Origin of the sequence: Pseudomonas sp. NPDC077186, assembly GCF_044543505.1 — a bacterium.
GTDB lineage: Bacteria > Pseudomonadota > Gammaproteobacteria > Pseudomonadales > Pseudomonadaceae > Aquipseudomonas.
In genome coordinates, this window is sequence record NZ_JBITWE010000001.1 from 1604964 (window position 1) to 1627309 (window position 22346).

Consider the following 22346-nt stretch of genomic DNA (forward strand, 5'->3'; position numbering starts at 1 on the left):
TCCGGCACCCTTCAGCCCTCGCCCAACTCAAGGATGGAGGCCACGGCATGCTGGATGCCAACCAGGCGCATATCACCCTCGCCATTCCCGCGGTCGACAACGACCTGCAGGTGCTGAGCTTCGAGGGTCGCGAGGCGCTCAACAAGCCCTACCGTTTCGACATCGAGCTGGTCAGCCAACGCGCCGACCTCGACCTCGATGCGCTGATCAACCAGACCGCCTACCTGGCCTTCGGCCCCTCCGGCAAGGGCGTGCACGGGGTGATCTACAGCATCGAACAGGGCGACTCGGGCAAACGCCTGACCCGCTACCGCATCGGCCTGCGCCCGCAACTGGCCTACCTGGCGCACCGTCACAACCAGCGCATCTTCCAGCACCTCACGGTGCCGCAGATCATCGGCCAGCTCCTCGAAGAACACGGCATCCACAGCGATGCCTATCAGTTCCAGCTCGGCTACCTCTACCCCGAACGCGACTACTGCGTGCAGTACGACGAATCCGACCTGCACTTCATCCAGCGCCTGTGCGAGGAGGAAGGCATCGGCTTCCACTTCCAACACGGCGAAACCGGCCACCGCCTGGTATTCGGCGACGACGCCAGCGTCTTCCCCAAGCTCGAGCCGCTGAGTTACCAGCAAGGCACCGGCCTGGCCGCCGACCACGAGGTGGTGCGCGCCTTCGGCGTGCGCCTGGAAACCCGCAGCACCCAGGCCAGTTGGCGCGACTACGACTTCGAGCAACCCAAGCTGCAGATGGAGGCGGACTACCGCAGCGAGTTCAGCCCGGCACTGGAGGTCTACGACTACCCTGGTCGCTTCACCGACCGCACACGCGGCAAGCACCTGGCCAAACGTAGCCTGGAGCGTCTGCGCAGCGACTACGAACTGGCTGAAGGCCAGAGCGACGCCTACCTGATCAGCGGCCACTTCCTCGCCCTGGCGGATCATCCGCGTGCACAGTGGAACGACCTCTGGCTACTCAATGAAGTAATCCACGAGGGCAAGCAACCGCAGGTGCTGGAAGAGTCGGTCACCAGCAACACCCAACCGGGCGATGGCTTCCAGCAGGGCTACCGCAACCGCTTCAGCGCCACGCCCTGGGACATCCCCTACCGCCCCGCGCTCGAACATCGCAAACCCAAGGTACTCGGCAGCCAGACCGCCAAAGTCACCGGTCCCGCCGGCGAGGAAATCCATTGCGACCAGTACGGCCGGGTGAAGGTACAGTTCCACTGGGACCGCGAAGGCCTGGGTAACGACACCACCAGCTGCTGGCTGCGCGTGGCCTCCAACTGGGCCGGCGACGCCTATGGCGGTGTGGCTATTCCACGAGTGGGTATGGAAGTGCTGGTCACCTTCCTCGAAGGCGACCCCGACCAGCCGCTGATCACCGGCTGCCTGTACCACGCCGAGCACGTGGTGCCCTACGACCTGCCGGCAAACAAGACCCGCAGCACGTTCAAGACCCTCAGCAGCCCGGGCGGTGGCGGCTACAACGAGTTCCGCATCGAAGACCGCAAGGGCGCCGAGCAGATCTACATCCACGCCCAGCGCGACTGGGACGAGAACATCGAGCACGACCAGAAGATCCGCGTCGGCAATGAACGCCACGACACCGTCGAGGCCAACGCCTACACCGAGTTCAAGGCCGAAGAACACCGCACCACCGATCTCGACCGCAAGGTGGAGGTACGCGCCAACGACCACCTCACCGTCGCCGTCACGCAGCACAACAAGATCGGCACCGGCCAGTTCATCGAAGCCGGCAACGAGATTCACTACAACGCCGGCAGCAAGGTGGTGATCGACGCCGGCATGGAACTCACCGCCGCAGGCGGCGGCAGCTTCCTCAAGCTCGACCCGAGCGGCGTGACCCTGAGCGGGGCGACGATCAAGATGAATTCGGGGGGTGGGCCTGGCGCTGGCGCAGGCGCCAAACCGATTCTGCCGGGGCAGGTCAAGCCGGCCGATGCCGATAAGGCCGGCAATCTATTGATTCAGGCACAAAAGCAGGCACTGCAACGTGCCGCCAGCCAGGCTCAACCCTTCTGCGCCATTTGCCAGCAGATGGAGCCGAAACGATGAGCGAACAATCCCGGCAATACCTGCTGCTAGACGGTGCGCAGATCGACCACCTGTTGGCTCAGCTCTACCAACTGGACGACGCGCCGCATCTTCACCGACTCTACCAGGGCACCCTCTACCAAGACCTGGCCGATACCGGCCCGGTACTGGTTCAGCTCTCCTGCGCAAACAGGCTGGAGGAGCATTTCGCCGAGCATTGGCAGGCAACAGCCGGCGTGTGGCTGGAAACCGATGCCAGTGAGCAAGACCTGACTGAACATCTACGCAGTCTGGTGCACGCCAACGTACAAGGTATGACAGTGCTACTGCGCTACTACGACCCCAGGGTCATGCGGCACTGGCTGGCCGAGTTGCCAGACGAAGAGCGCGACTATCTGATGGGACCAGTCAAGCGCTTGCGTATTGCCGCTCGTGGCGGAGAGAGCGAGCCGATCGAGCTTGGGCGCCAGGCAGCGTCCCCCGCTGCCCGCTATGACGATACACCCTGGCTGCACCTGAGCGACGAACAGGTCGCACGCCTCAACCGCGCTCAACTGGAAACCTTCGACGAGCAGGTGCTCGCTCATATCGATCACTATTTCCCCGACTGCCTGGCTGACCAGAATGTTTCCGCGCGTCAGGCTTGGGCGGTGAGCTGTCGACAAAGTGCCAATGCCCATGGCTTCAGCGCAGGCGACCAAGTGGTGCAATGGGCCAACCTCTGCGCCGTGTTGGGAACGGACTTCCCACAGGCCCCGGCCCATCAACCCTATCGCCAGATACTCGATACCCCGCAGTTGCGCCCCGAGCAGCGTCTGGAACGCCTGGCCCTCGAACTGCAACGGCAACTGCTGACCGACAAGGAAGTCACCGCATGACCACCTCGAACCAGAATCAGGCACTCAACCTGGCAGCGGCCAACCAGGCCGCTCAGCAGAATTTCCCCGCTGAAGACCTGGACTGCTCGGTAGGGGCCTGCCCAGCCAGACAGGCGGAGATTTTTGTCGTGCCGACCCGCTATGCTCTCGCCGAACAGCCCGCGGAACATACCTGCCTACAGCCAGGCACTACGCCGCAGAGCCACCCAATGGCGCTGCGCCGCCTGCGCACAGGCTATCTTTACCTCTGGCACCACGAAGGTCCCCTACGTCGCTACGCCGTGGCGGCCGACGGCCTGCTGACGGAACAAGCCCTGGACGACGAAAACTCCCAGCCCATGCTGGGCCAGGCAGCCGGCATTGCCATGAACAAACAACACGATGCCTGGCTGCTTTACAGCGAAATCCCCCTACCTGCCGAGGCCCGCAAACGCCTGACGGAAGTCCCCGACGAGCGCCGCACACGCATGCGCCGCATCGCCCTAACGCAAGTGGCCCAAAGCCTGAAGGCGACCCACTGCCCCCCCTTCGACAACGCCGACCAGGTGCTGGCGGAACTGTTGCCCGAAGTGCGCGAAAAAGCCCTAGCCCACGACCAGACGCGCAACGGTGCAGCCCACCGAGAAGGTGTGGACGCCCTCGGCCAACGGATGATGGAGAACCCCTGCGCCGAGAACGTGCAAGCCTATGTGAATGCCCGGATCTGGCTGACCGAGCGCGAGCGGGCCTCAGCACGCCACCCCGAAGCGGCGCAGCACGGGCCGGGAGAATGGAGTGCGGTCGCCTGGGATATACCCGCCACCGAAGCCTGGCTCAACCGTGCCCGCAGAGAGGGCGCCGAGCTACATGCAGTATTCGTCGCCCTCGATGATGACCTGGGCGTGCTGCGCGACCTCAACCATGAGCAAGAGCGGCTGGAGGCTGGCCATGAGAACTGGATAGCCGACAACAACCTACGCCAGAGTGTAGGCGGCTTCATCCGCAGCCTGATCCGCGAGGACGGCGGTGAAGTGGCCAACCTGCTCAACTACCGCTACCGCGACCGTGATATCCAGCTCACCCCTGATCAAGGCGAAACCATTCTGGCTAGCCAGCGTCGGCTGGAAGAACTGTTCAAGGAAGAAAGCCGCATTAACCAGGAACGCGGCCGCCGCTACAGCCACGCCCAAGCCGATGCAGAACTGGGCAGGGTACATGCCGAAGTAGCCGCCACCACGGCGCCGGTGCGCGGCTTCATACCAATTGAGTTGCATGGAGAAGTTGAGTACGTCGTGCGCGAATACCGCAAGGAAAAGGTCGCCAACCTGGCCGGTGGCCGCGCCAATGCGCAGGTCGCCGAGCATATCGACCTGGAGCGTATGGACGCTTGGCTCGACCAGGAGGCTCCGGCACACTATGGCCAGGTGGAACAACGCCATCAGGCGCTCTATGCCGACCGGGACCGGTTCCTGCCCCGCCATGCCTCGGGCACCTGGTTCGTCGACTACGACGATCCCGCGCACCAGCGCTGGCTCGACGAGCTGGCCGACGCCTGCCTCAGCGCCCAATGCAGCCGCCAGCAGGGCGCCGAACAGTTCGCCGGCTATGTGCGCTCCGACGACCCCGGCAGCCTGCGCCTGGTCTTCCATGCCTGGAGCCCGTCGCTGGAGGCGGCGGTCAACAGCACCAACCGCCTGAACGAACTGGCCGCTGCGCTCAGCCTCGACAACCTGGCCGATACCCGCACGGCACTGGGCAAGACCCTGGACGAAGCCGCCCTGCGTGCCCTGGAGCGGCTCGCCGACGACGTCGAGGGCTACTGGGCTGGCGCCATCTCGCGCCTCGGCGCGGCGCTACTCGCCGGCAAGACCCAGGCCGGCCTCGCCGGCCAGTGGATGGGCCTGCTGCTGGTGGCACGATTCGGCCAGGACTCGCGCCTGGTACGCGGCCTGGAGAACGGCGTGGAAGTCTGGCGCCTGCTGGGCGAAAAGGCCGACGCCCTGCAGCAGTGGACACGCAACACCGCGCAAGCCATCCGCAGCGGCAACGCCGCCGGCGTGCTGCAATCCCCGGCGGTACAGAACAGCGGCGGACTACTGCCGCTGGCCGCGCTGCTGCTAAACGCCCTGAACGCCAGCAACTACGCCAGCCAGGCCGAATTGCTCGAAGGGGAAGGTGCCCAGCGCCGTGCCGAACACCTGTCCGCCACCCTGTTCGCCGCCGCTGCCCTGACGGCGGTGGTGCAGAACTGGATAATTATTGGGAAGGGGATTGAGGAGATTGGGCGTAACGCGACTGTAGCTCCAACTCTGACGCTGTTTGGAGGTGTAGTGGGAGGCATATCAGCAATTGCGGCGTTTCAAGAACTCAAATCCTTAAAACTCCAAATCGAGAACGCGCAAAACCGTATCGATCCTTGGTTGGAAACTAGACGACTAGCTGTTACTGGTCAGGTGGCTGTATACGGAGCTCAAGGGCTTCTCGGCCTGAGTCTGACGACCATGCGCCTAGCCAACAGGATCGACACCCCCACCGCCATCCGTCGCTTTCGACTGGGTATGGGGCCGCTCAATTTGCTGTTGCTGGGGCTGGGCGGGCTCTATCTCTACGCCTGGTCGCGTCAGGCCACACCCTTGCAGAACTACCTGGCCGGCTGCTGCTGGTCGCGTGGCCGCGCCTACAAAGGCGAGAGCCTGGCTGCGCAACAGCAGGTAGCCGAATTCGAACAGTTACTCGCCCTGCTATATAAACCGCGGCTGGGCCTGCGGACGGAGAGCGTGCGGATCGCCGGCACGCTGGGCGATACCGTCACCCAGGACGGCATCGCCGCCCTGACCCTCGACCTGCCTGGAGCCGATCCCGACAGCGTGCAACTGGAGCTGGCCCTGAGCGGCAACCCGACCCCGACCAGTGTCAGGATATTCGGCGAAGGTACCCGGGGTACGCCAACCGACCTGGGCGCCACCTGGCTCGGCGACAGCCGCTGCACCTGGATACCGGCGGGAGAAGGTCAGGGCCTGCGCCTGAGCGGTTCCTTTGCCCGCCCGTTGACCCGCGCCTCGTTGCGCCTGAGCTACCACAGCCCGGTCGCCTTGCTGGCCGGCCTGGAGAACGTGATCGGCGGCCCACGCGGGCTCGCCTACACCCTTGGCCCCAGCGGGCTGCTGACCGACGGCGAAGTGATCGAGCTACGTACCGACGACCCGACCCCGGAACTGGATCGCGCCACGCCCCACCGCCTGGACGGCACCGAATACCTGCAACCCAAGGACTCCGCATGAGCCAACCCGAAGCCGGCACCAGCCGCAACGGCCTCTTCTCCCGCGACGACTACCTGGCCCCACCGCATATCCCCACCGGCCAGCCGCCCAAGGATGTGCTCAATACCATCTGGCGCAAGAACGAGGTATTTCTCGATATTGGCGACTACAGCATTGGCTCGGCCATGATGGTGATATGGCCAGTCCTCTTGATTTTTGTTTTTGCCATCTACAACGAGAGGAATGCAGGTGAGTATTTCTGGTGGATGCTCTTGCTGGCTTTCTTCATGGTGGGTATTCCCATCCTGATTTTGCTTCATAGCCTGACCCAACCCGTGCCCCCCCCCGTACGCTTCAACCGCCAGCGGCGTGAGGTCTGCGTGCCGCAGAAGGATGGCGGCTACTGGATCGTGCCCTGGGAGCAAGTGACCGCCGCCTCCACTGCCGTCTCCTCGGTTGGCCAGCATGGCAAGACCACCCAGGGCATGCTGGTGGTCGGTTTCACCAACCCTGATCCGAACGCCAGGGAGGCGGACAGGCATTTCTCCCTGGGCTTCAGTTGTGGTGGCGGCACCACGGCCATGTGCCTATGGGAATGCATGCGCAGCTATATGGAGATCGGCCCAGAGGCCGTACCCGATACACGCCTGGGCAAGCGGCTATATGGAGAAACCCAGATAGGCTCCATCGTAACCAGCCTGCGCAAGGGCGATATCAAGGACGTTCTGCATGGTCTGTTCTTCGTGATACTCCTTGGCACCTACTTCGCCGAGAAACTCCAGAACCTGAAACTGGCGCCTCCACCCGACCTGACCGATCCCGCCATCGTCGAATGGTCAAAGCCCCTGCCGCCCGAACAATGGGCCAAACGCTCCCCGGAACTGGAACGTGCGATTGCCGAGCGCGAAGCGGAACTCTCGCGGCTCCAAGCCAATTGAACGGCGGCATGCTCTCTCGATCTCTTATGATGCCGCTGTCATCCCCTCAGGGTACGAGCCCATGAACATAGGCCAAGCCGCCAAGCACACCGGCCTCAGCGCCAAGATGATCCGCTACTACGAGTCCATCGACCTGCTGCCGCCTGCCGGGCGGTCGGAGAGTGGCTATCGCCAGTACAGCGCCAACGATCTGCACCGCCTGGCCTTTATCAGGCGGGCGCGGGATCTGGGGTTTTCCCTGGAGGAAGTGGGCCGGCTGCTGGCGCTGTGGCAGGACAAGAGCCGCGCCAGCGCCGATGTGAAGGCGCTGGCCGAGGGGCATATCGCCGAGTTGGAACGCAAGATCGCCGAGATGAGCGCGCTGCGCGACACCCTGGTGGAGCTGGCGGCCAGTTGCCAAGGCAACGATCGGCCGGACTGCCCGATTCTGCGGGGGCTGGAAGAAGGCGTGGGTTGCGCCGCGCCAGGATGTTCGTCGCACCGTCAGCGCTAACGACGAGGCGTAGCCCGGATGTAATCCGGGGCCTCTCCGCCAGCCGCTCCCGGATTGCATCCGGGCTACAGGGGTCACAGCGACCCACCGTGTGGGTGGATGTAAAAAGCGACATCCACCCTACAAAGCCGCTACGACTCAGCGCATCCAGGGCGGCGTCGGTTCGGCGTCCTTGGGCGCGTCTTCGGCGTTGAGCAGGGCCTGGCGCCGCGCCTCTTCGGCCAGAGCGGCCTTAATCTCGCGCATCACCGCGTCGATATCGGCGGCGTCCTGCGCTTCGGCGAACTCGCCGGTCAGCTGGCTGTGCGGCTGCAACTTGCCGGCCTCGTAGAGCGCCCACATTTCCTTGGCGTATTTGGTGTATTTCAGCTCGGGGGCGAACTGGCCGAAGTATTCGGCCATGTTGCGCACGTCGCGCTCGAGCATGCTGAAGGCATGGTTGTTGGCGGCAGCGTCCACCGCCTGCGGCAGATCGATGATCACCGGGCCGTCGGGGCCGAGCAGCACGTTGAACTCCGACAGGTCGCCATGCACCAGGCCGGCGCAGAGCATCTTGACGATCTCCTGGATCATGAACGCGTGGAACTCGCGGGCATCGTCCGGGTGCAGGTCGACGTCGTTGAGCCGCGGCGCCACGTCGCCCTCGCCGTCGGTGACCAGCTCCATGAGCAGCACGCCGTCGAGGAAGTCGTAGGGCTTGGGCACCCGTACGCCGGCGCTAGCCAGGCGGAACAGCGCCGCCACTTCGGCATTCTGCCAGGCCTGCTCCTGCTCCTTGCGCCCGTACTTGCTGCCCTTGGCCATGGCCCGCGCCTGACGGCTGCCGCGTACTTTGCGGCCTTCCTGATACTCGGAAGCCTGGCGGAAGCTGCGCTTGTTGGCTTCCTTGTAGACCTTGGCGCAGCGCAGCTCGTCGCCACAGCGCACCACATAGACCGCTGCTTCCTTGCCGCTCATCAGCGGGCGCAGCACCTCGTCCACCAGGCCGTCTTCGACCAGGGGTTCAATACGTTTGGGCGTCTTCATCGGTGTGGATCACGGGTCCTTTTTGGCCTGGAGCGGGGCTTGCGGGGCCCATCCTCTCACAGCCTGCGGCAGATGCCGACTCCCGCCACTCAAGCACTGACCAGATGCCGCCTGAGCGCCTCGATGGCGTAGCGCACCTTGGCCGGTTGCGCGTCGCGGCGCGGGGTGACGATATGCAGGCCGATCGATTCCAGCTGCCAGTCCGGCAGCAACGCCAGTAGCTCGCCGCGCGCCAGCAGTTCGCGGATTTCCGGCTCCGGCTGCAGCGACACACCCATGCCGGCCAGGGTGAACTGGCGCGCCGCGAGGATGTTGTTGCAGGCGATACGGCTTTCCAGGCGCAGACGCTGGGTAACGCCACCCGCTCCGTGCAACAGCAGATGCTGGCTGCGCTCGGCATTGAGGCCGATCCAGTCCAGTTCGAACAGCTGCTGCGGCTGCGCCGGCCAGCCGCGCCGCGCTAGATAGGCCGGCGCGGCGCACAGCAGCATGCGCCAGTCGGCGACGTGCCGCGCCACCAGGCTGGAGTCCTCCTGGCGGCCGACGCGAATGGCCAGGTCGATGCGCTGCTCGATCAGATCGATCTGCTCATCCTGGAAGAACAGGCGCAGGCTCAGCGCCGGATGAGCGCCGAGCAGCGGCGCCAACGCCTCGCACAGCAGCGGGCCGGAGAAGCCCACGGGTGCGGCGATGCGCAGCTCGCCCACCGGTGCATCGCGCAACTCGGCCAGGCGCTGCTCGGCCTGCTCGGCCAGTTCGACGATCTGCCGGCAGCTGGCGTAGAACTGCGCGCCCGCCTCGCTCAGGGTCAGCTTGCGCGTGGTGCGGTGCAGCAGGCTGACGCCGGTGGCCTCTTCCAGCCGGCGGATCTGCTGGCTGACCGCCGAGGCGCTCATGCCCAGCGCCTCGCCGGCGGCGACCATCGAGCCCTTCTGCACCACGGTGGCGAACAGCGCCATGCGTTTGAGCTGCTCCATTGTGAAGCCCTGCTTAATTATCCAAGTGCATCAGGCCAGTTTTTCCCGGCTTTATCCATAGGGATGATGTGTTCACCTTCACACACCGAGGCACTCCCCATGAAACTCGCCCTGATCGGCGCCAGCGGTTACGTCGGCGCGCCCCTGCTGGAAGAAGCCCTGAATCGCGGCCACCAGGTCACCGCCCTGCTGCGCCATCCGGAAAAACTGCCCACCCATGCCAACCTGACCGCCGTGCGCGCCGACGTGCACGACAGCGCGGCGCTGGCCGAACAGCTGCGCGGCCACGATGCGGTGCTCAGCGCCTTCAACCCCGGCTGGGGCGCGGCGGATATCCGCGAGCAGTTCATCGCCGGCAGTCGCGCCATAGTCGCGGCAAGCAAGCTGGCCGGGGTCAGGCGCCTGCTGCTGGTCGGCGGTGCCGGCAGCCTGTACGTCGCGCCCGGCCTGCAACTGATCGACACGCCGGAGTTCCCCGCCGAGTACAAGGAAGGCGCCGAGGGCGCGCGCCAGGCGCTGGACCTGCTGCGCGACGAGCAACAGCTGGAGTGGACCTTCCTCTCCCCCGCCGCGCATCTCGAGCCGGGCCCGCGCACCGGCAAGTTCCGCCTGGGCGGCGACCAGCTGCTGATGGAGGGCGATCAGCCGGGCCGCATCTCGGTGGCCGACCTGGCCGTGGCGCTGCTCGACGAAGTGGAGCAGCCGCAGCATGTGCGCCAGCGTTTCACCCTGGCCTATTGAATCGCCGACTCGCGCCGCTCTGTCGCAGAGCGGCGCCCTACAAGGAGCATCCATGAGTACATCGAGCAGCAACGCCTTCGTCGCCACCGACAGCCCGGCCCGCTATATCGCCCGGTTGTGCAAGCACTTCGCGCACAAGATCCCGGTCAGTTTCGACGAGCAGCAGGGGCGCATCGAATTTGCCTTCGGCCTGGCCCTGCTGCAGGCCGAGGCGCAGGGCCTGCGCCTGCAGGTGGAAGCCGCCAACGGCGAAGACCTGCAGCGTCTGCAGGAGGTGGTGGCCAGCCATTTCGAGCGCTTCGCCTGGAAGGAAGAGCTGACCCTGGACTGGCAGCCGAACTGACGCGGCTATCGGCCAGGGTGGATCACAGCGCGTCCAGCTGCGCCCGCAAGCGGCGCAGCACGGCCAGCGACTCGGGGTTGTCGCCGTGCACGCAGAGGCTGTCGGCGCGCAGTTGCAGCGGCTTGCCGTCGATATCGGGGAAGGCCTGGCCGCGGGCGATGGCCAGGGCCTGGGCGAGGATGCGTTCGGGGTCTCGGTGCACCGCGCCGCTGAGCCGGCGCGGCGCCAGCTGGCCGTCGGCCAGGTAGGCGCGGTCGGCGAAGGCCTCGAACATCAGCGGCACGTCGGCCTCGTCGGCCAGGCACAGCTCGCGCTGGTTGTCGGCCAGGGCCAGCACCATCAGCGGCAGGCCCTTGCGGTAGCAGTGGCAGGCGTCGAGCACCGCTTCGAGCAGGGCATCGTCGCGCACCAGGTCGTTGTACAGCGCGCCGTGCGGCTTGACGTAGGCCAGCTGGCCGCCGGCGGCACGGCAGAAGGCGTCCAGCGCGCCGACCTGGTACAGCACCAGGGCGCGGACCTCCTCCGGCGAGCAGTGGATATGCCGCCGGCCGAAGCCCTGCAGGTCGGGGTAGGACGGATGGGCGCCGATGCGCACGCCGTGCTCGACCGCCAGGGCCACGCTGCGCGCCATGATCAACGGGTCGCCGGCGTGGAAGCCGCAGGCCAGGTTAGCCTGGTCGATCAGCGGCATGGCCAGCGCGTCGTCGCCCATGCGCCAGGCGCCGAAGCCCCCGCCCATGTCGCAATTGAGAAGGATGCGGTTCATGCCGGCAGCTTAAGGCGCGCCGGGCGATTCGCAAAGGGCGGCGGCTCAATCGAGAAACAGTCGCATTTACAAAATTTACACCTGGCTGCAGCCCAGTCGCTACGGCACTTCCAGCCGGCCAGCCTGACAGCGGGCAGCATTCACAATTGAACCTCATATGCAAATCACTATCATCCCGGCCGTTTTCTCCCGTTCCGACCTTATCCGCCTAGTGCCAGGAGTAGATCGATGTCCGCCCTCAGTTCCCGCAGCGCCTTGGCCAGCGCCATTGCCCTCGTCACCAGCCTCGGCGCCCAGGCCAGCGAGCCGGTCGCCCTCGGCGACGTGGTGGTCACCGCCGCCGGCTTCGAGCAGAAGATCACCGACGCGCCGGCCAGCATCAGCGTGATCGGCCGCGAGCAGCTGCAGCAGAAGCGCTACAGCAACCTGGCCGAGGCCCTGGAGGACGTCGAAGGCGTCGATATCGGCCAGGGCACCGGCAAGACCGGCGGGCTGAACATCAGCATCCGCGGCCTGCCCAGCGACTACACCCTGATCCTCATCGACGGCCGCCGGCAGAACGCCGCCGGCAACGTCACCCCCAACGGCTTCAACGAGACCGCCACCAGCTTTATGCCGCCGCTGTCGGCCATCGAGCGCATCGAGGTGATCCGCGGGCCGATGTCGACCCTGTACGGCTCCGACGCCATGGGCGGGGTGATCAACATCATCACCCGCAAGGTGGGCAAGGAGTGGGGCGGCAGCCTGACCCTGGATCACACCTTCCAGGAGAACCGCGACTTCGGCGACACCAGCAACACCAGCTTCTATGCCAGCGGCCCGCTGCTGGAAAACCTGCTCGGCCTGCAGCTGCGCGGCAGCCTCTACGACCGCGGCGAATCCGACCTCGAGTTCGACGACGACAGCACCGTCAGCAAGCGTGGCGCCGCGCCGGTGGAAGGCCGCAACTACAACCTCGGCGGGCGCCTGACCTTCACCCCGCAGGACAACCACGATTTCGCCCTGGACTTCGAGCGTGGCCGCCAGGCCTACGACAATGACGATTGCCAGCTCGGCACCCTGGACGGCAAGAGCGGCGGCAACGCCATCGGCGGCTGCGCAGTCGACGCGCCGACCGTCGCCAACGGCTACCGGGACGAGCTGCGTTTCCAGCGCGACCAGTTCGCCCTGTCGCACACCGCTCGCCTCGCTATCGGCACCCTCGACAGCAGCCTGACCCACAACACCACCGAGACCCTGGGGCGTACCATTCCCGGCAGCGTCGGCGTGCCCTACAGCGGCTACCCGTCCATAGTCGGCGGCGACGACCGCCTGTTGAAGTCCACCGACCTGGTGTTCGACAGCAAGCTGGTGGCGCCAGTGGGCGAGTCGCATATCTTCACCCTCGGCGGCCAGTACTGGGACGCCAAGGTCGAGGACGGCATCGCCGACGAAGACTTCCAACAGACCTCCTGGGCGCTGTTCGTCGAGGACGAGTGGCGCCTGCGCCACGACCTGGCCCTGACCCTGGGCGGTCGCTACGAGGATCACGAGGCCTTCGGCGGCCACTTCAGCCCGCGCGCCTACCTGGTGTGGAACACCAACGACAACTGGACCCTCAAGGGCGGCGTGAGCCAGGGCTACAAGACGCCGAGCCTCAACCAGCTGCACGACGGCATCAACGGCGTCACCGCCCAAGGCCGCACCATCACCATCGGCAGCCCGGACCTCGACCCGGAAACCACCACCAACACCGAGTTCGGCGCCTACTACGACAACCTGGCCGGCTTCAGCGCCAATGCCACGCTGTTCCATACCAAGTTCAAGGACAAGATCGACGACGGCGCACCGATCGCCAACTGCAACTTCCCCGGCGCACCGAACCAGCCGGGCTGCATCAGCCTGGGCAGCAGTTTCCTGCAGGAAAGCTTCGCGCAGAGCGTCAATATCGGCGAAGCCAAGACCCAGGGCGTGGAGCTGGCCAGCCGCTGGCAGTTCGCCCCGGGCTGGACCCTGGCCGGCAACTACACCTACACCGACAGCGAGCAGAGCAGCGGCGCCGACAAGGGCGCGCCGCTGACCAACACGCCGCAACACATGCTCAACGCCAGCCTCAACTGGAACGCCAGCGAACGCCTGAGCCTGTGGTTCAAGGGCGAGTACCGCGGCGAGCGGGCGCGCTTCAACCAGCGCTACGCCAACCTGACGGCCGCCAACCAGGCGCTGCAGGACCAGGTCGGCGACCTCAAGGCCTACGAGGTATTCCACCTCGGCGGCTCGTTCAAGGCCTCGCAGAACCTCACCCTCAACGCCACCCTCTACAACCTGTTCGACAAGGACTTCCTCGACGGCGAGAGCTACACCACCAACACCGGTGCCAGCGGCTGGGCCTCCTACTACACGCAGATCGCCCAATCCACCACTGGCACCGTCGAAGAAGGCCGTCGCCTGTGGCTGTCGGCGGTGGTCGAGTTCTGACCCGGCACGTAAAAACCCCGGCCGCACGGCCGGGGTTATCGAAAATGCATAGCGTTGGTAAATGCGACGCGAAAGTAAAAAAACCTCCCCTAGAATCCCGCCGCGAATCCTTCCGAGCACGCCACGTATGCCCCGACTCCCCTGGCTCGGCACCCTGCGCCAATGGCACTGGATCAGTTCGGCCCTGTGCCTGGCCGGCCTGCTGCTGTTCGCCGTCACCGGCATCACCCTCAATCATGCCGGGCAGATCGAGAGCCGCGCCCAGGTCAGCACTCGCCACTTGCAACTGCCGCCGACGCTGCTGGCCGAGTTGCACCAGCAGCGGCCCAGCCAGGGCCTGCCGCCATCGCTGCGCCGCTGGCTGGAGGGCGAGCTGCAGCTGCGCCTGGACGGCCGCGCCGCCGAATGGGCGGACGACGAGCTGTACCTCGGCCTGCCGCGCCCCGGCGGCGACGCTTGGCTGAGCCTCGATCTGAGTACCGGCGCGCTGGAATACGAGTCCAGCGAGCGCGGCTGGATCGCCTACTTCAACGACCTGCACAAGGGCCGCCACACCGGCACGGCCTGGAGCTGGTTCATCGACCTGTTCGCGGTGGCCTGCGTGGCGTTCAGCCTCAGCGGCCTGCTCCTGCTGCAGCGCCACGCCGGTAGCCGGCCATCGACCTGGCCGCTGACCGGCCTGGGCCTGCTGCTGCCGCTATTGCTCGCCCTTCTTTTCATCCATTGACGAGGTGGCCATGTCCAAACCCTTGTTGTTCGCCCTCGCCGGCCTGTGCAGCGCGCCGCTGCTGGCGGCAGAAATGACCGTCGAGCTGGAGATTCCGCGCCTGCAGGTCGCCGAGTACCACCGGCCCTACGTCGCCCTCTGGCTGGAAGGCGCCGGCAACCGCCACGTCGCCGACCTGGCGGTGTGGTACGACCTCAAGCTGGCGGACGCCGAAGGCGAAAAGTGGCTCAAGGACCTGCGCCAGTGGTGGCGACGCAGCGGGCGCAACCTGGACCTGCCGGTGGACGGCATCAGCGGCGCCACCCGCGCCGTGGGCAAGCATCGCCTGAGCTTCGCCGGCGACAGCACGCAGCTGCAGCACCTGGCCGCCGGCGACTACCAACTGGTGGTGGAAGCGGCCCGCGAGGTGGGCGGCCGCGAACTGCTGCGCCTGCCCTTCAGCTGGCCGCCGCAGCAGGGCAGCACCGCCAGCGTCCAGGGCCAGCACGAGCTGGGCGCCGTCAATCTCGAACTCACGCCCTAAGGAAATCGCCATGAACACCACCTGCAAGTGGGCCGCGCTGGCCCTGGCCCTGTGCCTGCCCTTCTGTGCCCAGGCCCACCGCGCCTGGATGCTGCCCTCGGCCACCGTGCTGTCCGGCGAGGCGCCCTGGATCACCGTGGACGCCGCGGTGTCCAACGACCTGTTCTATTTCGAGCACTTCCCGCTGCGCATCGCCGGGGTCGGCGCGCTGGAGCAGGCCCCCGCCGGCGGCCCGCCTGGCATGCGTCCGCGGCCGCCGGCGCAGCTGCAGATCCAGGCGCCGGACGGCAGCCTGCTGCAACCGCACAACGGTCATATCGGCCGCTACCGCAGCAGCTTCGACCTGCCGCTGGCGCAGAAGGGCACCTACAAGCTGAGCATCGCCAGCCAGGGCCTGTTCGCCTCCTATAAGGAGAACGGCCAGCCGCGCCGCTGGATGGGCAGCGCCGAGGCCCTGGCCAAGGAAGTGCCGGCAAACGCCGAAGAACTGAAGATCACCCAGAGCTCCAGCCGTATGGAGGTCTTTATCACCTCCGGCCAGCCCAGCCAGACCGTGCTCGCCACCACCGGCCAGGGCCTGGAACTGCAGCCGGTGACCCACCCCAACGACCTGTTCGCCGGCGAAGCGGCCGAGTTCGTCCTGCTGCTCGACGGCCAGCCGGCAGCCGATGTGGCGGTCAGCCTGATCCCCGGTGGCAACCGCTACCGCGACCAGCTCGGCGAGATTCAGCTGAAGAGCGACGCCCAGGGCCGCGTCCGCATCACCTGGCCCGAGGCCGGCATGTACTGGCTGGAGGCCGAGCTGGAAAGCGACCGGGCCGAGGCCCCGGCCAGCCGCCGCCGCGCCAGCTACAGCGCCACCCTGGAAGTGCTGGCGCCCTGAGCGCTGCACCTGTAGCCCGGATGCCATCCGGGCATGAACGCCACGACCGGCCCGGATTGCATCTGGGCCAGGGGTGATTTGCCAAGACCATGACGCCGCCATCCGCCCTCCTCTACCAGCGCTACTGGCCCGCCCTCGCCTGCCTGGGCCTGGCCGCCCTGCTGCTGTGGCTGCAGCCGCCACGGCAGATCAGCGCCGGCCTGGCCCTGCTCGCCTGGCTGGGCATCTGTGCGCTGAACTGGCGAGCCCTCTCCCCCAGCGTGCCTCCTATTGATGGCAACGGCGCGCAATGGCTGGTCGCCTACGCCAGCCAGAGCGGCCAGGCGCAGGCGCTTGCCGAGCGTAGCGCCGCGCAGTTGCGCGAGGCCGGCCTGCCGGCCCGGGCCGCGGCGCTCGATGCGCTGACGCCACAGGGGTTGGCCGGGCTCGAGCGCCTGTTGCTGGTGGCCAGCAGCTACGGCGAAGGCGAGGCGCCGGACAACGCCGCCCGTTTCCAGCGCCAGCTGGCGCGCACCGCCCTCGACCTGAGCCGGCTGGACTACGCCCTGCTGGCCCTGGGCGACAGCGACTACCGCCACTTCTGCGGCTTCGCCCGCCGCCTGGACAGCCGCCTGCAGCAGCTCGGCGGCCGCCCGTTGTTCGATCGCCTGGAGGCCGACCGCGGCGACCCGGCGGTGCTGCGCCAGTGGCAGCAGCAGCTCGGCCTGCTGGCCGGCAAGCACGACTTCGCCGACTGGCAGGCGCCGGCCTACCAGGCCTGGCCGCTGCTCGCACGGCACTGCCTCAACCCCGGCAGCCGGGGTCGTCCGGCCTTCCGCCTGCGCCTGTTGCCTCCTGGCGATGCCCCCGTCTGGCAGGCCGGCGATATCGCCGAAATTGGCCCCTGCCAGCCGGCCGAACGGATCGAGGCGCTGCTGCAGAGGATCGAACTGGACGGCCAACAGACAGTGCAGGACGGCCAGACGCTGGCCTGGCAGCTGGCGCGCCGGCAATTGCCGGAGGCTTGCAGCGCGCTGCGCGGGCTGGACGCCGAAGCCCTGCTGCAAAAGCTGCCGCGTCTGCCGCGGCGCGACTACTCGATCGCCTCGCTGCCGAGCGACGGCACCCTGGAGCTGCTGGTGCGCCAGCAACAGGACGCCGCCGGCAACCTCGGCCTGGGCTCTGGCTGGCTGTGCCGGCATGCGCCGCTGGGCGCCAGCGTCGAGCTGCGTATCCGTAGCAACCCGGCGTTCCGCCTGCCGATCGACAGCGGCCCGCTGATCCTGATTGGCAACGGCACCGGCCTGGCCGGCCTGCGCGCCCACCTGCGCGAACGCCAGCAACTGGGCCAGCACGGCCACTGGCTGCTGTTCGGCGAGCGCAACGCGGCCTGCGACCTGTTCTTCGCCGACGAACTGCGCGCCTGGCAGCGCAGCGGCCATCTGGCCCGCCTCGACCTGGCCTTCTCCCGCGACCAGGCGCAGCCGGTCTACGTCCAGCACCTGCTGCGCGACGCCGGCGACCAGCTGCGCGCCTGGATCGAGCGTGGCGCCAGCCTGCTGGTCTGCGGCAGCCTCGAGGGCATGGGCGAGGAGATCGACGCCCTGCTGCACGGCCTGCTCGGTGCGCAGCAGGTGCAGGCCCTGCGCGAGGCAGGGCGCTATCGGCGCGATCTGTATTGAGAGGCCCGATCCGGGCAAATCACGCACAGCCTTGGTGCAAACCCCGGGTTCACGGCATTTCCCGCCATTTTTCCGCGACTTGCGCTTGTCACCCGGGCAACGCTGGGGTATCTGTGCACTCGCTGTGCTCCCAGATCAGTTCGGAATCGCCCATGACCTTCGAAGTCCCCGCCCATAGCGCCAGCGGCAAGCCCGCCGGGCGCATCCGCCAGAAGAACGAAGAAGCCATCATCCAAGCCGCCGAAGAAGAGTTCGCCCGCCACGGCTTCAAGGGCACCAGCATGAACACCATCGCGCAGAACGTCGGCCTGCCCAAGGCCAACCTGCACTACTACTTCAACAACAAGCTGGGCCTGTACCTGGCGGTGCTGAGCAACATCCTCGAACTCTGGGACAGCACCTTCAACACCCTCACCGTCGACGACGACCCGGCCGAGGCGCTGGCGCGCTATATCCGCGCCAAGATGGAATTCTCCCGCCGCCAGCCGAAGGCCTCGCGGATCTTCGCCATGGAAGTGATCAGCGGCGGCGACTGCCTGTCGCAGTACTTCAACCAGAACTACCTGGACTGGTTCCGCGGCCGCGCCGCGGTGTTCGAGGCCTGGATCGCCGCCGGCAAGATGGACCCGGTCGACCCGGTGCACCTGATCTTCCTGCTGTGGAGCAGCACCCAGCACTACGCCGACTTCGCCTCGCAGATCTGCCGCGTCACTGGCCGCTCGCGCCTGACCAAGCAGGACTTCGAAGCCGCCACCGGCAACCTGATCCAGATCATCCTCAAGGGCTGCGGCCTGACGCCGCCCGCCAAGCCCTGATGGCCTTCACCCTCGACGCCCCCTGCGAGTACCGCGAGGAGATCCGCAAGAGCCGCTTTCTCGCCCTCGCCGCGCCAGTCGCCAGCGCGGCCGAGGCGCAGGCCTTTATCGCCGCCCACAGCGACCCCGCCGCCTCGCATAACTGCTGGGCCTGGAAGGTCGGTGCGCAGTACCGCTTCAACGACGACGGCGAACCCGGCGGCAGCGCCGGCCGGCCGATTCTCGCCGCCATCGAAGGCCAGGCGTGCGACCGGGTGGCGGTGCTGGTGATCCGCTGGTACGGCGGCATCCAGCTCGGCACCGGCGGCCTGGCGCGTGCCTACGGCGGCAGCGCGGCCAAGTGCCTGCAGGCGGGTGAGCGCCGCGAGCTGGTGCCGCGCCAGGCCTGCCACTGCCACCTGCAGTTCGCCGAACTGGCGCCGTTCAAGGCGCGCCTGGGCGAGTTCGACGCCCTGCTGGAGCACGAGGCCTTCGACGCCAACGGCGCCCGCCTCCAGCTGGCCGTGCCCGCCGCCCGGCTGGACGCGCTGAACCGTCTGCTGGCTGACCTCAGCCGCGGCCGCGAACAGCTGCGCCCCTTATGAAACGCGCCCTGCTGCCGCTGCTGCTGGCCGCGCCGCTGCACGCCGAGGTGCGCGAGCAGCTCGACTACCGCCACTACCACGCCCGCCTCGAAGCGCACGCCAGCCTGCGCCAGGCGCTGAGCAGCGCCTCGCCGATCCGCCTGGGCGGCCAGACCTACCACGGCTTCACCCGCTGGCAGGTGGACTGGCGCTTCTGGTGGCGGGAGGCGCGCGATGGCCGCTGCCGTATCGAACGCAGCAGCACCCAGCTGCAGGCCAGCATCACCCTGCCGCGCCTGCACGGCGGCGACGCCCAGCAGCAACAGCGCTTCGCCCGCTACCTGGCGGCGCTCGAGGAACACGAGCTGGGCCACTACCGCATCGGCCAGGCGGCGGCGCAGGCCATCGACGCGGCGCTGCTGGCGCTGCCGGAGCAGGCCGACTGCAGGACCCTGGAACAGCAGGCCAATGCCCGCGCCCGCGCCACCCTGCAACGCCATATCGAGCGCGAACGCCGCTACGACCGCGACACCGGCCACGGCGAAACCCAGGGCGCCTGGCTGGACGATTGAGCCGGCAGGCCCCGGTGCCGACGCGGTCAAGAAAAAAGTTGAACCGCCGTTAACCCGGACAGTCACTCTGCTTCGTCTACCCTCGCGTAACGGCCCATCGGCCATCGACAAGGAACCGCCCATGCGCACCATGACCCGTATCGCCACCGCCCTCGCCCTCACCGTCGCCAGCCTGGCCAGCACCGGCCTGCTGGCCGACGAGGCGCGCTACAACCAGATCGCCCTGCGCGCCGAGGTCAACCAGGAAGTGGCCCACGACCTGATGCACGTCACCCTCTACACCGAGGCGCAGCACGCCGACCCGGCCAAGCTGGCCGCCGAGATCACCACCACCCTCAACCAGACGCTGGAGCAGGTGCGCCAGGTGCGCGGCGTCTCGGTCAAACTGGGCAGCCGCCACAGCTACCCGGTGTATGACGAGAAAGGCCAGAAGATCAGCGCCTGGCGCGAGCGCGCCGAGGTGCGCCTGGAAAGCGCCGACTTCGCCCGCCTGTCGGCACTGACCGGCGAGTTGCTGCAACAGATGAAGATGGCCGGCATGGACTTCAGCATCGCCAGCGACACCCGCAAGACCCGCGAGGACGCCATGCTCAAGGACGCGGTGAATGCCTTCAAGGCCCGCGCCCAGCTGGCCACCGAGGCGCTCGGCGGCAAGGGCTACAAGCTGGTCAGCCTCAACCTCAACACCGGCGGTTTCCAGCCGCCGATGCCGCGCCACTATGCGGCCAAGGGCATGGCGATGATGGAAGCGGCGCCCACCCCGGAGATCGAGGCCGGCACCAGCCAGGTCACGGTCAGCGCCGACGGCGTCATCGAAGTGCAGATGCCCTGACCCGGCACCTTTTCAGCGACAACGCCGCTATCGAGAGATAGCGGCGTTTTGCCATTTTTCGCCGACGTTCTTCTATAAATGCGACAGCAACTTACATCGCTGTAGCGCTAACCACTGCAAATGCGCCGCACCGCTTGCCTCGGGCACAGGCTCTGCATAGTTTCGGCGGTGGCCTCCACAAGAGGCTCCTCAAGGATCACAACCACAACAACGATGAGGTCATGATGCGCAAGAACGCCGTTATCCAGGCTTTGCTTACCGCTGGGCTGATCGCCAGCGCCCCCCTCGCCAGCGCCGCCAACCTGGTGTTCTGCTCCGAAGGCAGCCCCGCCGGTTTCGACCCGGGCCTGTACACCACCGGCACCGATTTCGACGCCGCGGCGGAAACCATGTTCAACCGCCTGACCCAGTTCGAGCGCGGCGGCACCCAGGTCGAGCCCGGCCTGGCCGAGAGCTGGGAGGTGTCCGAGGACGGCCTGGTCTACAGCTTCAAGCTGCGCCCCGGGGTGAAATTCCACACCACCGAGTACTTCACGCCCAGCCGCGCATTCAACGCCGACGACGTGCTGTTCACCTTCGGCCGCATGCTCGACAAGGATCACCCCTTCCGCAAGGCCTACCCCACCGAGTTCCCCTACTTCACCGACATGGGCATGGACGCCAACATCGCCAAGCTGGAGAAGCTCGATGACATGACCGTGCGCTTCACCCTCAACCAGGTGGACGCCGCCTTCGTGCAGAACCTGGCGATGAGCTTCGCCTCGATCCAGTCCGCCGAGTACGCCGAGCAGCTGCTCAAGGCCGGCAAGGCCGCCGACATCAACCAGAAGCCCATCGGCACCGGCCCCTTCGTGTTCAGCCGCTACCAGAAGGACGCGGTGATCCGCTACAAGGGCAACCCGGACTACTGGAAGCCCGAGGACGTGAAGATCGACAACCTGATCTTCGCCATCAACACCGACGCTTCGGTGCGCATGCAGAAGCTCAAGGCCGGCGAATGCCACGTCACCCTGTTCCCGCGCCCGGCCGACATCGCCTCGCTGCAGCAGGACGCCAAGCTGCAGATGCCCGAGCAGGCCGGCTTCAACGTCGGCTATATCGCCTACAACGTCACCCACCCGCCGTTCGACAAGCTGGAGGTGCGCCAGGCGCTGGACATGGCGGTGAACAAGCAGGCCATCCTCGACGCGGTGTACCAGAACGCCGGGCAGCTGGCAGTCAACGGCATGCCGCCGACCCAGTGGTCCTATAACGAGACCATCCAGGACCCGGCCTTCGACCCGGAAAAAGCCAAGCAGTTGCTCGAGGCCGCCGGGGTCAAGGAAGGCACCGAGATCACCCTGTGGGCCATGCCGGTGCAGCGCCCGTACAACCCCAACGCCAAGCAGATCGCCGAGATGCTGCAGGCCGACTGGGCCAAGATCGGCATCCAGGCGCGCATCGTCAGCTACGAATGGGGCGAGTACCTCAAGCGCGCCAAGGCCGGCGAGCACGACGCCATGCTGATCGGCTGGAGCGGCGACAACGGCGACCCGGACAACTGGCTCGGCACCCTCTACGGCTGCGACGCGGTCGACGGCAACAACTTCTCCAAGTGGTGCTTCGAGGACTACGACAAGCTGGTCAAGGCGGCCAAGCGCACCACCGACCAGGCCGAACGCACCGAGCTGTACCGGCAGGCGCAGGTGATCCTCAAGCGCGAGGTGCCGATCACCCCGCTGGCCCACTCCACCGTGTACCAGCCGATGCGCAAGGAGGTGCGGGACTTCCGCATCAGCCCCTTCGCACTCAACTCCTTCTATGGTGTAAGCATCGACAAGTGATGCACGCGGCGCCCGCAAGGGCGCCG

At 66.9% G+C, this 22346-nt stretch carries 20 protein-coding genes; 17 read left to right on the forward strand and 3 right to left on the reverse strand.

Annotation, left to right across the window (positions count from 1 at the left end; all coding sequences use genetic code 11):
• Positions 1–47: 47 nt before the first annotated feature.
• The 5 genes from ACIGKL_RS07575 (at position 48) to cueR (ending at position 7611) form a co-directional block, all read left to right on the forward strand.
• Entirely contained in the window at positions 48–2084 is a 2037-nt protein-coding gene (locus tag ACIGKL_RS07575; RefSeq protein WP_397486051.1) for a type VI secretion system tip protein VgrG, read from the forward strand.
• Positions 2081–2941, forward strand: coding sequence for a DUF4123 domain-containing protein (locus ACIGKL_RS07580; RefSeq protein ID WP_397486052.1), 861 nt, complete (start codon positions 2081–2083; stop codon positions 2939–2941). Before ACIGKL_RS07575 ends, ACIGKL_RS07580 begins: the two co-directional genes overlap by 4 nt.
• Complete coding sequence (locus tag ACIGKL_RS07585; protein WP_397486053.1) at positions 2938–6201, forward strand: toxin VasX; 3264 nt, start codon at positions 2938–2940, stop codon at positions 6199–6201. The genes ACIGKL_RS07580 and ACIGKL_RS07585 overlap by 4 nt, the downstream gene beginning before the upstream one ends.
• On the forward strand, positions 6198–7118 hold the full coding sequence (locus ACIGKL_RS07590) for a DUF6708 domain-containing protein (RefSeq protein ID WP_397486054.1): 921 nt from the start codon (positions 6198–6200) through the stop codon (positions 7116–7118). The genes ACIGKL_RS07585 and ACIGKL_RS07590 overlap by 4 nt, the downstream gene beginning before the upstream one ends.
• A 61-nt stretch (positions 7119–7179) precedes the next feature.
• Complete coding sequence (gene cueR, locus ACIGKL_RS07595) at positions 7180–7611, forward strand: Cu(I)-responsive transcriptional regulator (RefSeq protein ID WP_397486055.1); 432 nt, start codon at positions 7180–7182, stop codon at positions 7609–7611.
• 138 nt (positions 7612–7749) lie between these two features.
• On the opposite strand, the gene ACIGKL_RS07600 is transcribed toward cueR, so the two are convergent.
• Positions 7750–8637: a PA4780 family RIO1-like protein kinase gene (locus tag ACIGKL_RS07600; protein ID WP_397486056.1), complete on the reverse strand. Its 888-nt coding sequence runs from the start codon at positions 8635–8637 to the stop codon at positions 7750–7752.
• Positions 8638–8726: 89 nt separating this feature from the next.
• Positions 8727–9614 carry a LysR family transcriptional regulator gene (locus tag ACIGKL_RS07605; RefSeq protein ID WP_397486057.1) on the reverse strand — a complete coding sequence of 296 codons (888 nt, stop codon included), beginning with the start codon at positions 9612–9614 and terminating at the stop codon, positions 8727–8729.
• A gap of 99 nt (positions 9615–9713) precedes the next feature.
• Here ACIGKL_RS07605 and ACIGKL_RS07610 point away from each other — a divergent pair, with 99 nt between their 5' ends.
• Entirely contained in the window at positions 9714–10355 is a 642-nt protein-coding gene (locus tag ACIGKL_RS07610; protein WP_397486058.1) for an NAD(P)-dependent oxidoreductase, read from the forward strand.
• Positions 10356–10407: 52 nt separating this feature from the next.
• The gene (locus ACIGKL_RS07615; RefSeq protein WP_397486059.1) at positions 10408–10698 is read left to right on the forward strand and encodes a DUF2218 domain-containing protein; all 291 of its coding nucleotides are present in this window, start codon (positions 10408–10410) and stop codon (positions 10696–10698) included.
• A gap of 22 nt (positions 10699–10720) precedes the next feature.
• Here ACIGKL_RS07615 and ACIGKL_RS07620 read toward each other — a convergent pair whose 3' ends face one another.
• On the reverse strand, positions 10721–11464 hold the full coding sequence (locus ACIGKL_RS07620) for a 5-oxoprolinase subunit PxpA (RefSeq protein ID WP_397486060.1): 744 nt from the start codon (positions 11462–11464) through the stop codon (positions 10721–10723).
• Positions 11465–11692: 228 nt separating this feature from the next.
• On the opposite strand from ACIGKL_RS07620, the gene ACIGKL_RS07625 reads away from it, so the two are divergent.
• From ACIGKL_RS07625 to ACIGKL_RS07670, 10 genes are all read left to right on the forward strand, one after another.
• The gene (locus tag ACIGKL_RS07625) at positions 11693–13921 is read left to right on the forward strand and encodes a TonB-dependent receptor domain-containing protein (RefSeq protein ID WP_397486061.1); all 2229 of its coding nucleotides are present in this window, start codon (positions 11693–11695) and stop codon (positions 13919–13921) included.
• Between the two features lie 127 nt (positions 13922–14048).
• The gene (locus tag ACIGKL_RS07630; protein ID WP_397486062.1) at positions 14049–14648 is read left to right on the forward strand and encodes a PepSY-associated TM helix domain-containing protein; all 600 of its coding nucleotides are present in this window, start codon (positions 14049–14051) and stop codon (positions 14646–14648) included.
• Positions 14649–14658: 10 nt separating this feature from the next.
• Positions 14659–15171, forward strand: a complete 513-nt coding sequence (locus ACIGKL_RS07635) for a DUF2271 domain-containing protein (RefSeq protein ID WP_397486063.1) — start codon at positions 14659–14661, stop codon at positions 15169–15171.
• Positions 15172–15181: 10 nt separating this feature from the next.
• Positions 15182–16054, forward strand: coding sequence for a DUF4198 domain-containing protein (locus ACIGKL_RS07640; protein ID WP_397486064.1), 873 nt, complete (start codon positions 15182–15184; stop codon positions 16052–16054).
• Positions 16055–16143: 89 nt separating this feature from the next.
• A complete protein-coding gene (locus ACIGKL_RS07645) occupies positions 16144–17715 on the forward strand; it encodes a sulfite reductase subunit alpha (RefSeq protein ID WP_397486065.1) in 1572 nt (523 codons plus the stop codon).
• Positions 17716–17867: 152 nt separating this feature from the next.
• Positions 17868–18530, forward strand: a complete 663-nt coding sequence (locus ACIGKL_RS07650; RefSeq protein WP_397486066.1) for a TetR/AcrR family transcriptional regulator — start codon at positions 17868–17870, stop codon at positions 18528–18530.
• Complete coding sequence (locus ACIGKL_RS07655; RefSeq protein WP_397486067.1) at positions 18530–19114, forward strand: IMPACT family protein; 585 nt, start codon at positions 18530–18532, stop codon at positions 19112–19114. Before ACIGKL_RS07650 ends, ACIGKL_RS07655 begins: the two co-directional genes overlap by 1 nt.
• Positions 19111–19665, forward strand: coding sequence for a DUF922 domain-containing protein (locus tag ACIGKL_RS07660; RefSeq protein WP_397486068.1), 555 nt, complete (start codon positions 19111–19113; stop codon positions 19663–19665). The genes ACIGKL_RS07655 and ACIGKL_RS07660 overlap by 4 nt, the downstream gene beginning before the upstream one ends.
• Before the next feature lie 121 nt (positions 19666–19786).
• Complete coding sequence (locus ACIGKL_RS07665) at positions 19787–20497, forward strand: SIMPL domain-containing protein (protein ID WP_397486069.1); 711 nt, start codon at positions 19787–19789, stop codon at positions 20495–20497.
• 224 nt (positions 20498–20721) lie between these two features.
• Positions 20722–22320 carry an ABC transporter substrate-binding protein gene (locus ACIGKL_RS07670; RefSeq protein WP_397486266.1) on the forward strand — a complete coding sequence of 533 codons (1599 nt, stop codon included), beginning with the start codon at positions 20722–20724 and terminating at the stop codon, positions 22318–22320.
• The last annotated feature ends 26 nt before the right edge of the window (positions 22321–22346 follow it).

Bases quoted from the DNA above. Each gene is read 5' to 3' on its own strand.
- ACIGKL_RS07575 (WP_397486051.1), top strand. From the start codon at position 48: ATGCTGGATGCCAACCAGGCGCATATCACCCTCGCCATTCCCGCGGTC.
- ACIGKL_RS07580 (WP_397486052.1), top strand. From the start codon at position 2,081: ATGAGCGAACAATCCCGGCAATACCTGCTGCTAGACGGTGCGCAGATC.
- ACIGKL_RS07585 (WP_397486053.1), top strand. From the start codon at position 2,938: ATGACCACCTCGAACCAGAATCAGGCACTCAACCTGGCAGCGGCCAAC.
- ACIGKL_RS07590 (WP_397486054.1), top strand. From the start codon at position 6,198: ATGAGCCAACCCGAAGCCGGCACCAGCCGCAACGGCCTCTTCTCCCGC.
- cueR (WP_397486055.1), top strand. From the start codon at position 7,180: ATGAACATAGGCCAAGCCGCCAAGCACACCGGCCTCAGCGCCAAGATG.
- ACIGKL_RS07600 (WP_397486056.1), bottom strand. From the start codon at position 8,637: ATGAAGACGCCCAAACGTATTGAACCCCTGGTCGAAGACGGCCTGGTG.
- ACIGKL_RS07605 (WP_397486057.1), bottom strand. From the start codon at position 9,614: ATGGAGCAGCTCAAACGCATGGCGCTGTTCGCCACCGTGGTGCAGAAG.
- ACIGKL_RS07610 (WP_397486058.1), top strand. From the start codon at position 9,714: ATGAAACTCGCCCTGATCGGCGCCAGCGGTTACGTCGGCGCGCCCCTG.
- ACIGKL_RS07615 (WP_397486059.1), top strand. From the start codon at position 10,408: ATGAGTACATCGAGCAGCAACGCCTTCGTCGCCACCGACAGCCCGGCC.
- ACIGKL_RS07620 (WP_397486060.1), bottom strand. From the start codon at position 11,464: ATGAACCGCATCCTTCTCAATTGCGACATGGGCGGGGGCTTCGGCGCC.
- ACIGKL_RS07625 (WP_397486061.1), top strand. From the start codon at position 11,693: ATGTCCGCCCTCAGTTCCCGCAGCGCCTTGGCCAGCGCCATTGCCCTC.
- ACIGKL_RS07630 (WP_397486062.1), top strand. From the start codon at position 14,049: ATGCCCCGACTCCCCTGGCTCGGCACCCTGCGCCAATGGCACTGGATC.
- ACIGKL_RS07635 (WP_397486063.1), top strand. From the start codon at position 14,659: ATGTCCAAACCCTTGTTGTTCGCCCTCGCCGGCCTGTGCAGCGCGCCG.
- ACIGKL_RS07640 (WP_397486064.1), top strand. From the start codon at position 15,182: ATGAACACCACCTGCAAGTGGGCCGCGCTGGCCCTGGCCCTGTGCCTG.
- ACIGKL_RS07645 (WP_397486065.1), top strand. From the start codon at position 16,144: ATGACGCCGCCATCCGCCCTCCTCTACCAGCGCTACTGGCCCGCCCTC.
- ACIGKL_RS07650 (WP_397486066.1), top strand. From the start codon at position 17,868: ATGACCTTCGAAGTCCCCGCCCATAGCGCCAGCGGCAAGCCCGCCGGG.
- ACIGKL_RS07655 (WP_397486067.1), top strand. From the start codon at position 18,530: ATGGCCTTCACCCTCGACGCCCCCTGCGAGTACCGCGAGGAGATCCGC.
- ACIGKL_RS07660 (WP_397486068.1), top strand. From the start codon at position 19,111: ATGAAACGCGCCCTGCTGCCGCTGCTGCTGGCCGCGCCGCTGCACGCC.
- ACIGKL_RS07665 (WP_397486069.1), top strand. From the start codon at position 19,787: ATGCGCACCATGACCCGTATCGCCACCGCCCTCGCCCTCACCGTCGCC.
- ACIGKL_RS07670 (WP_397486266.1), top strand. From the start codon at position 20,722: ATGCGCAAGAACGCCGTTATCCAGGCTTTGCTTACCGCTGGGCTGATC.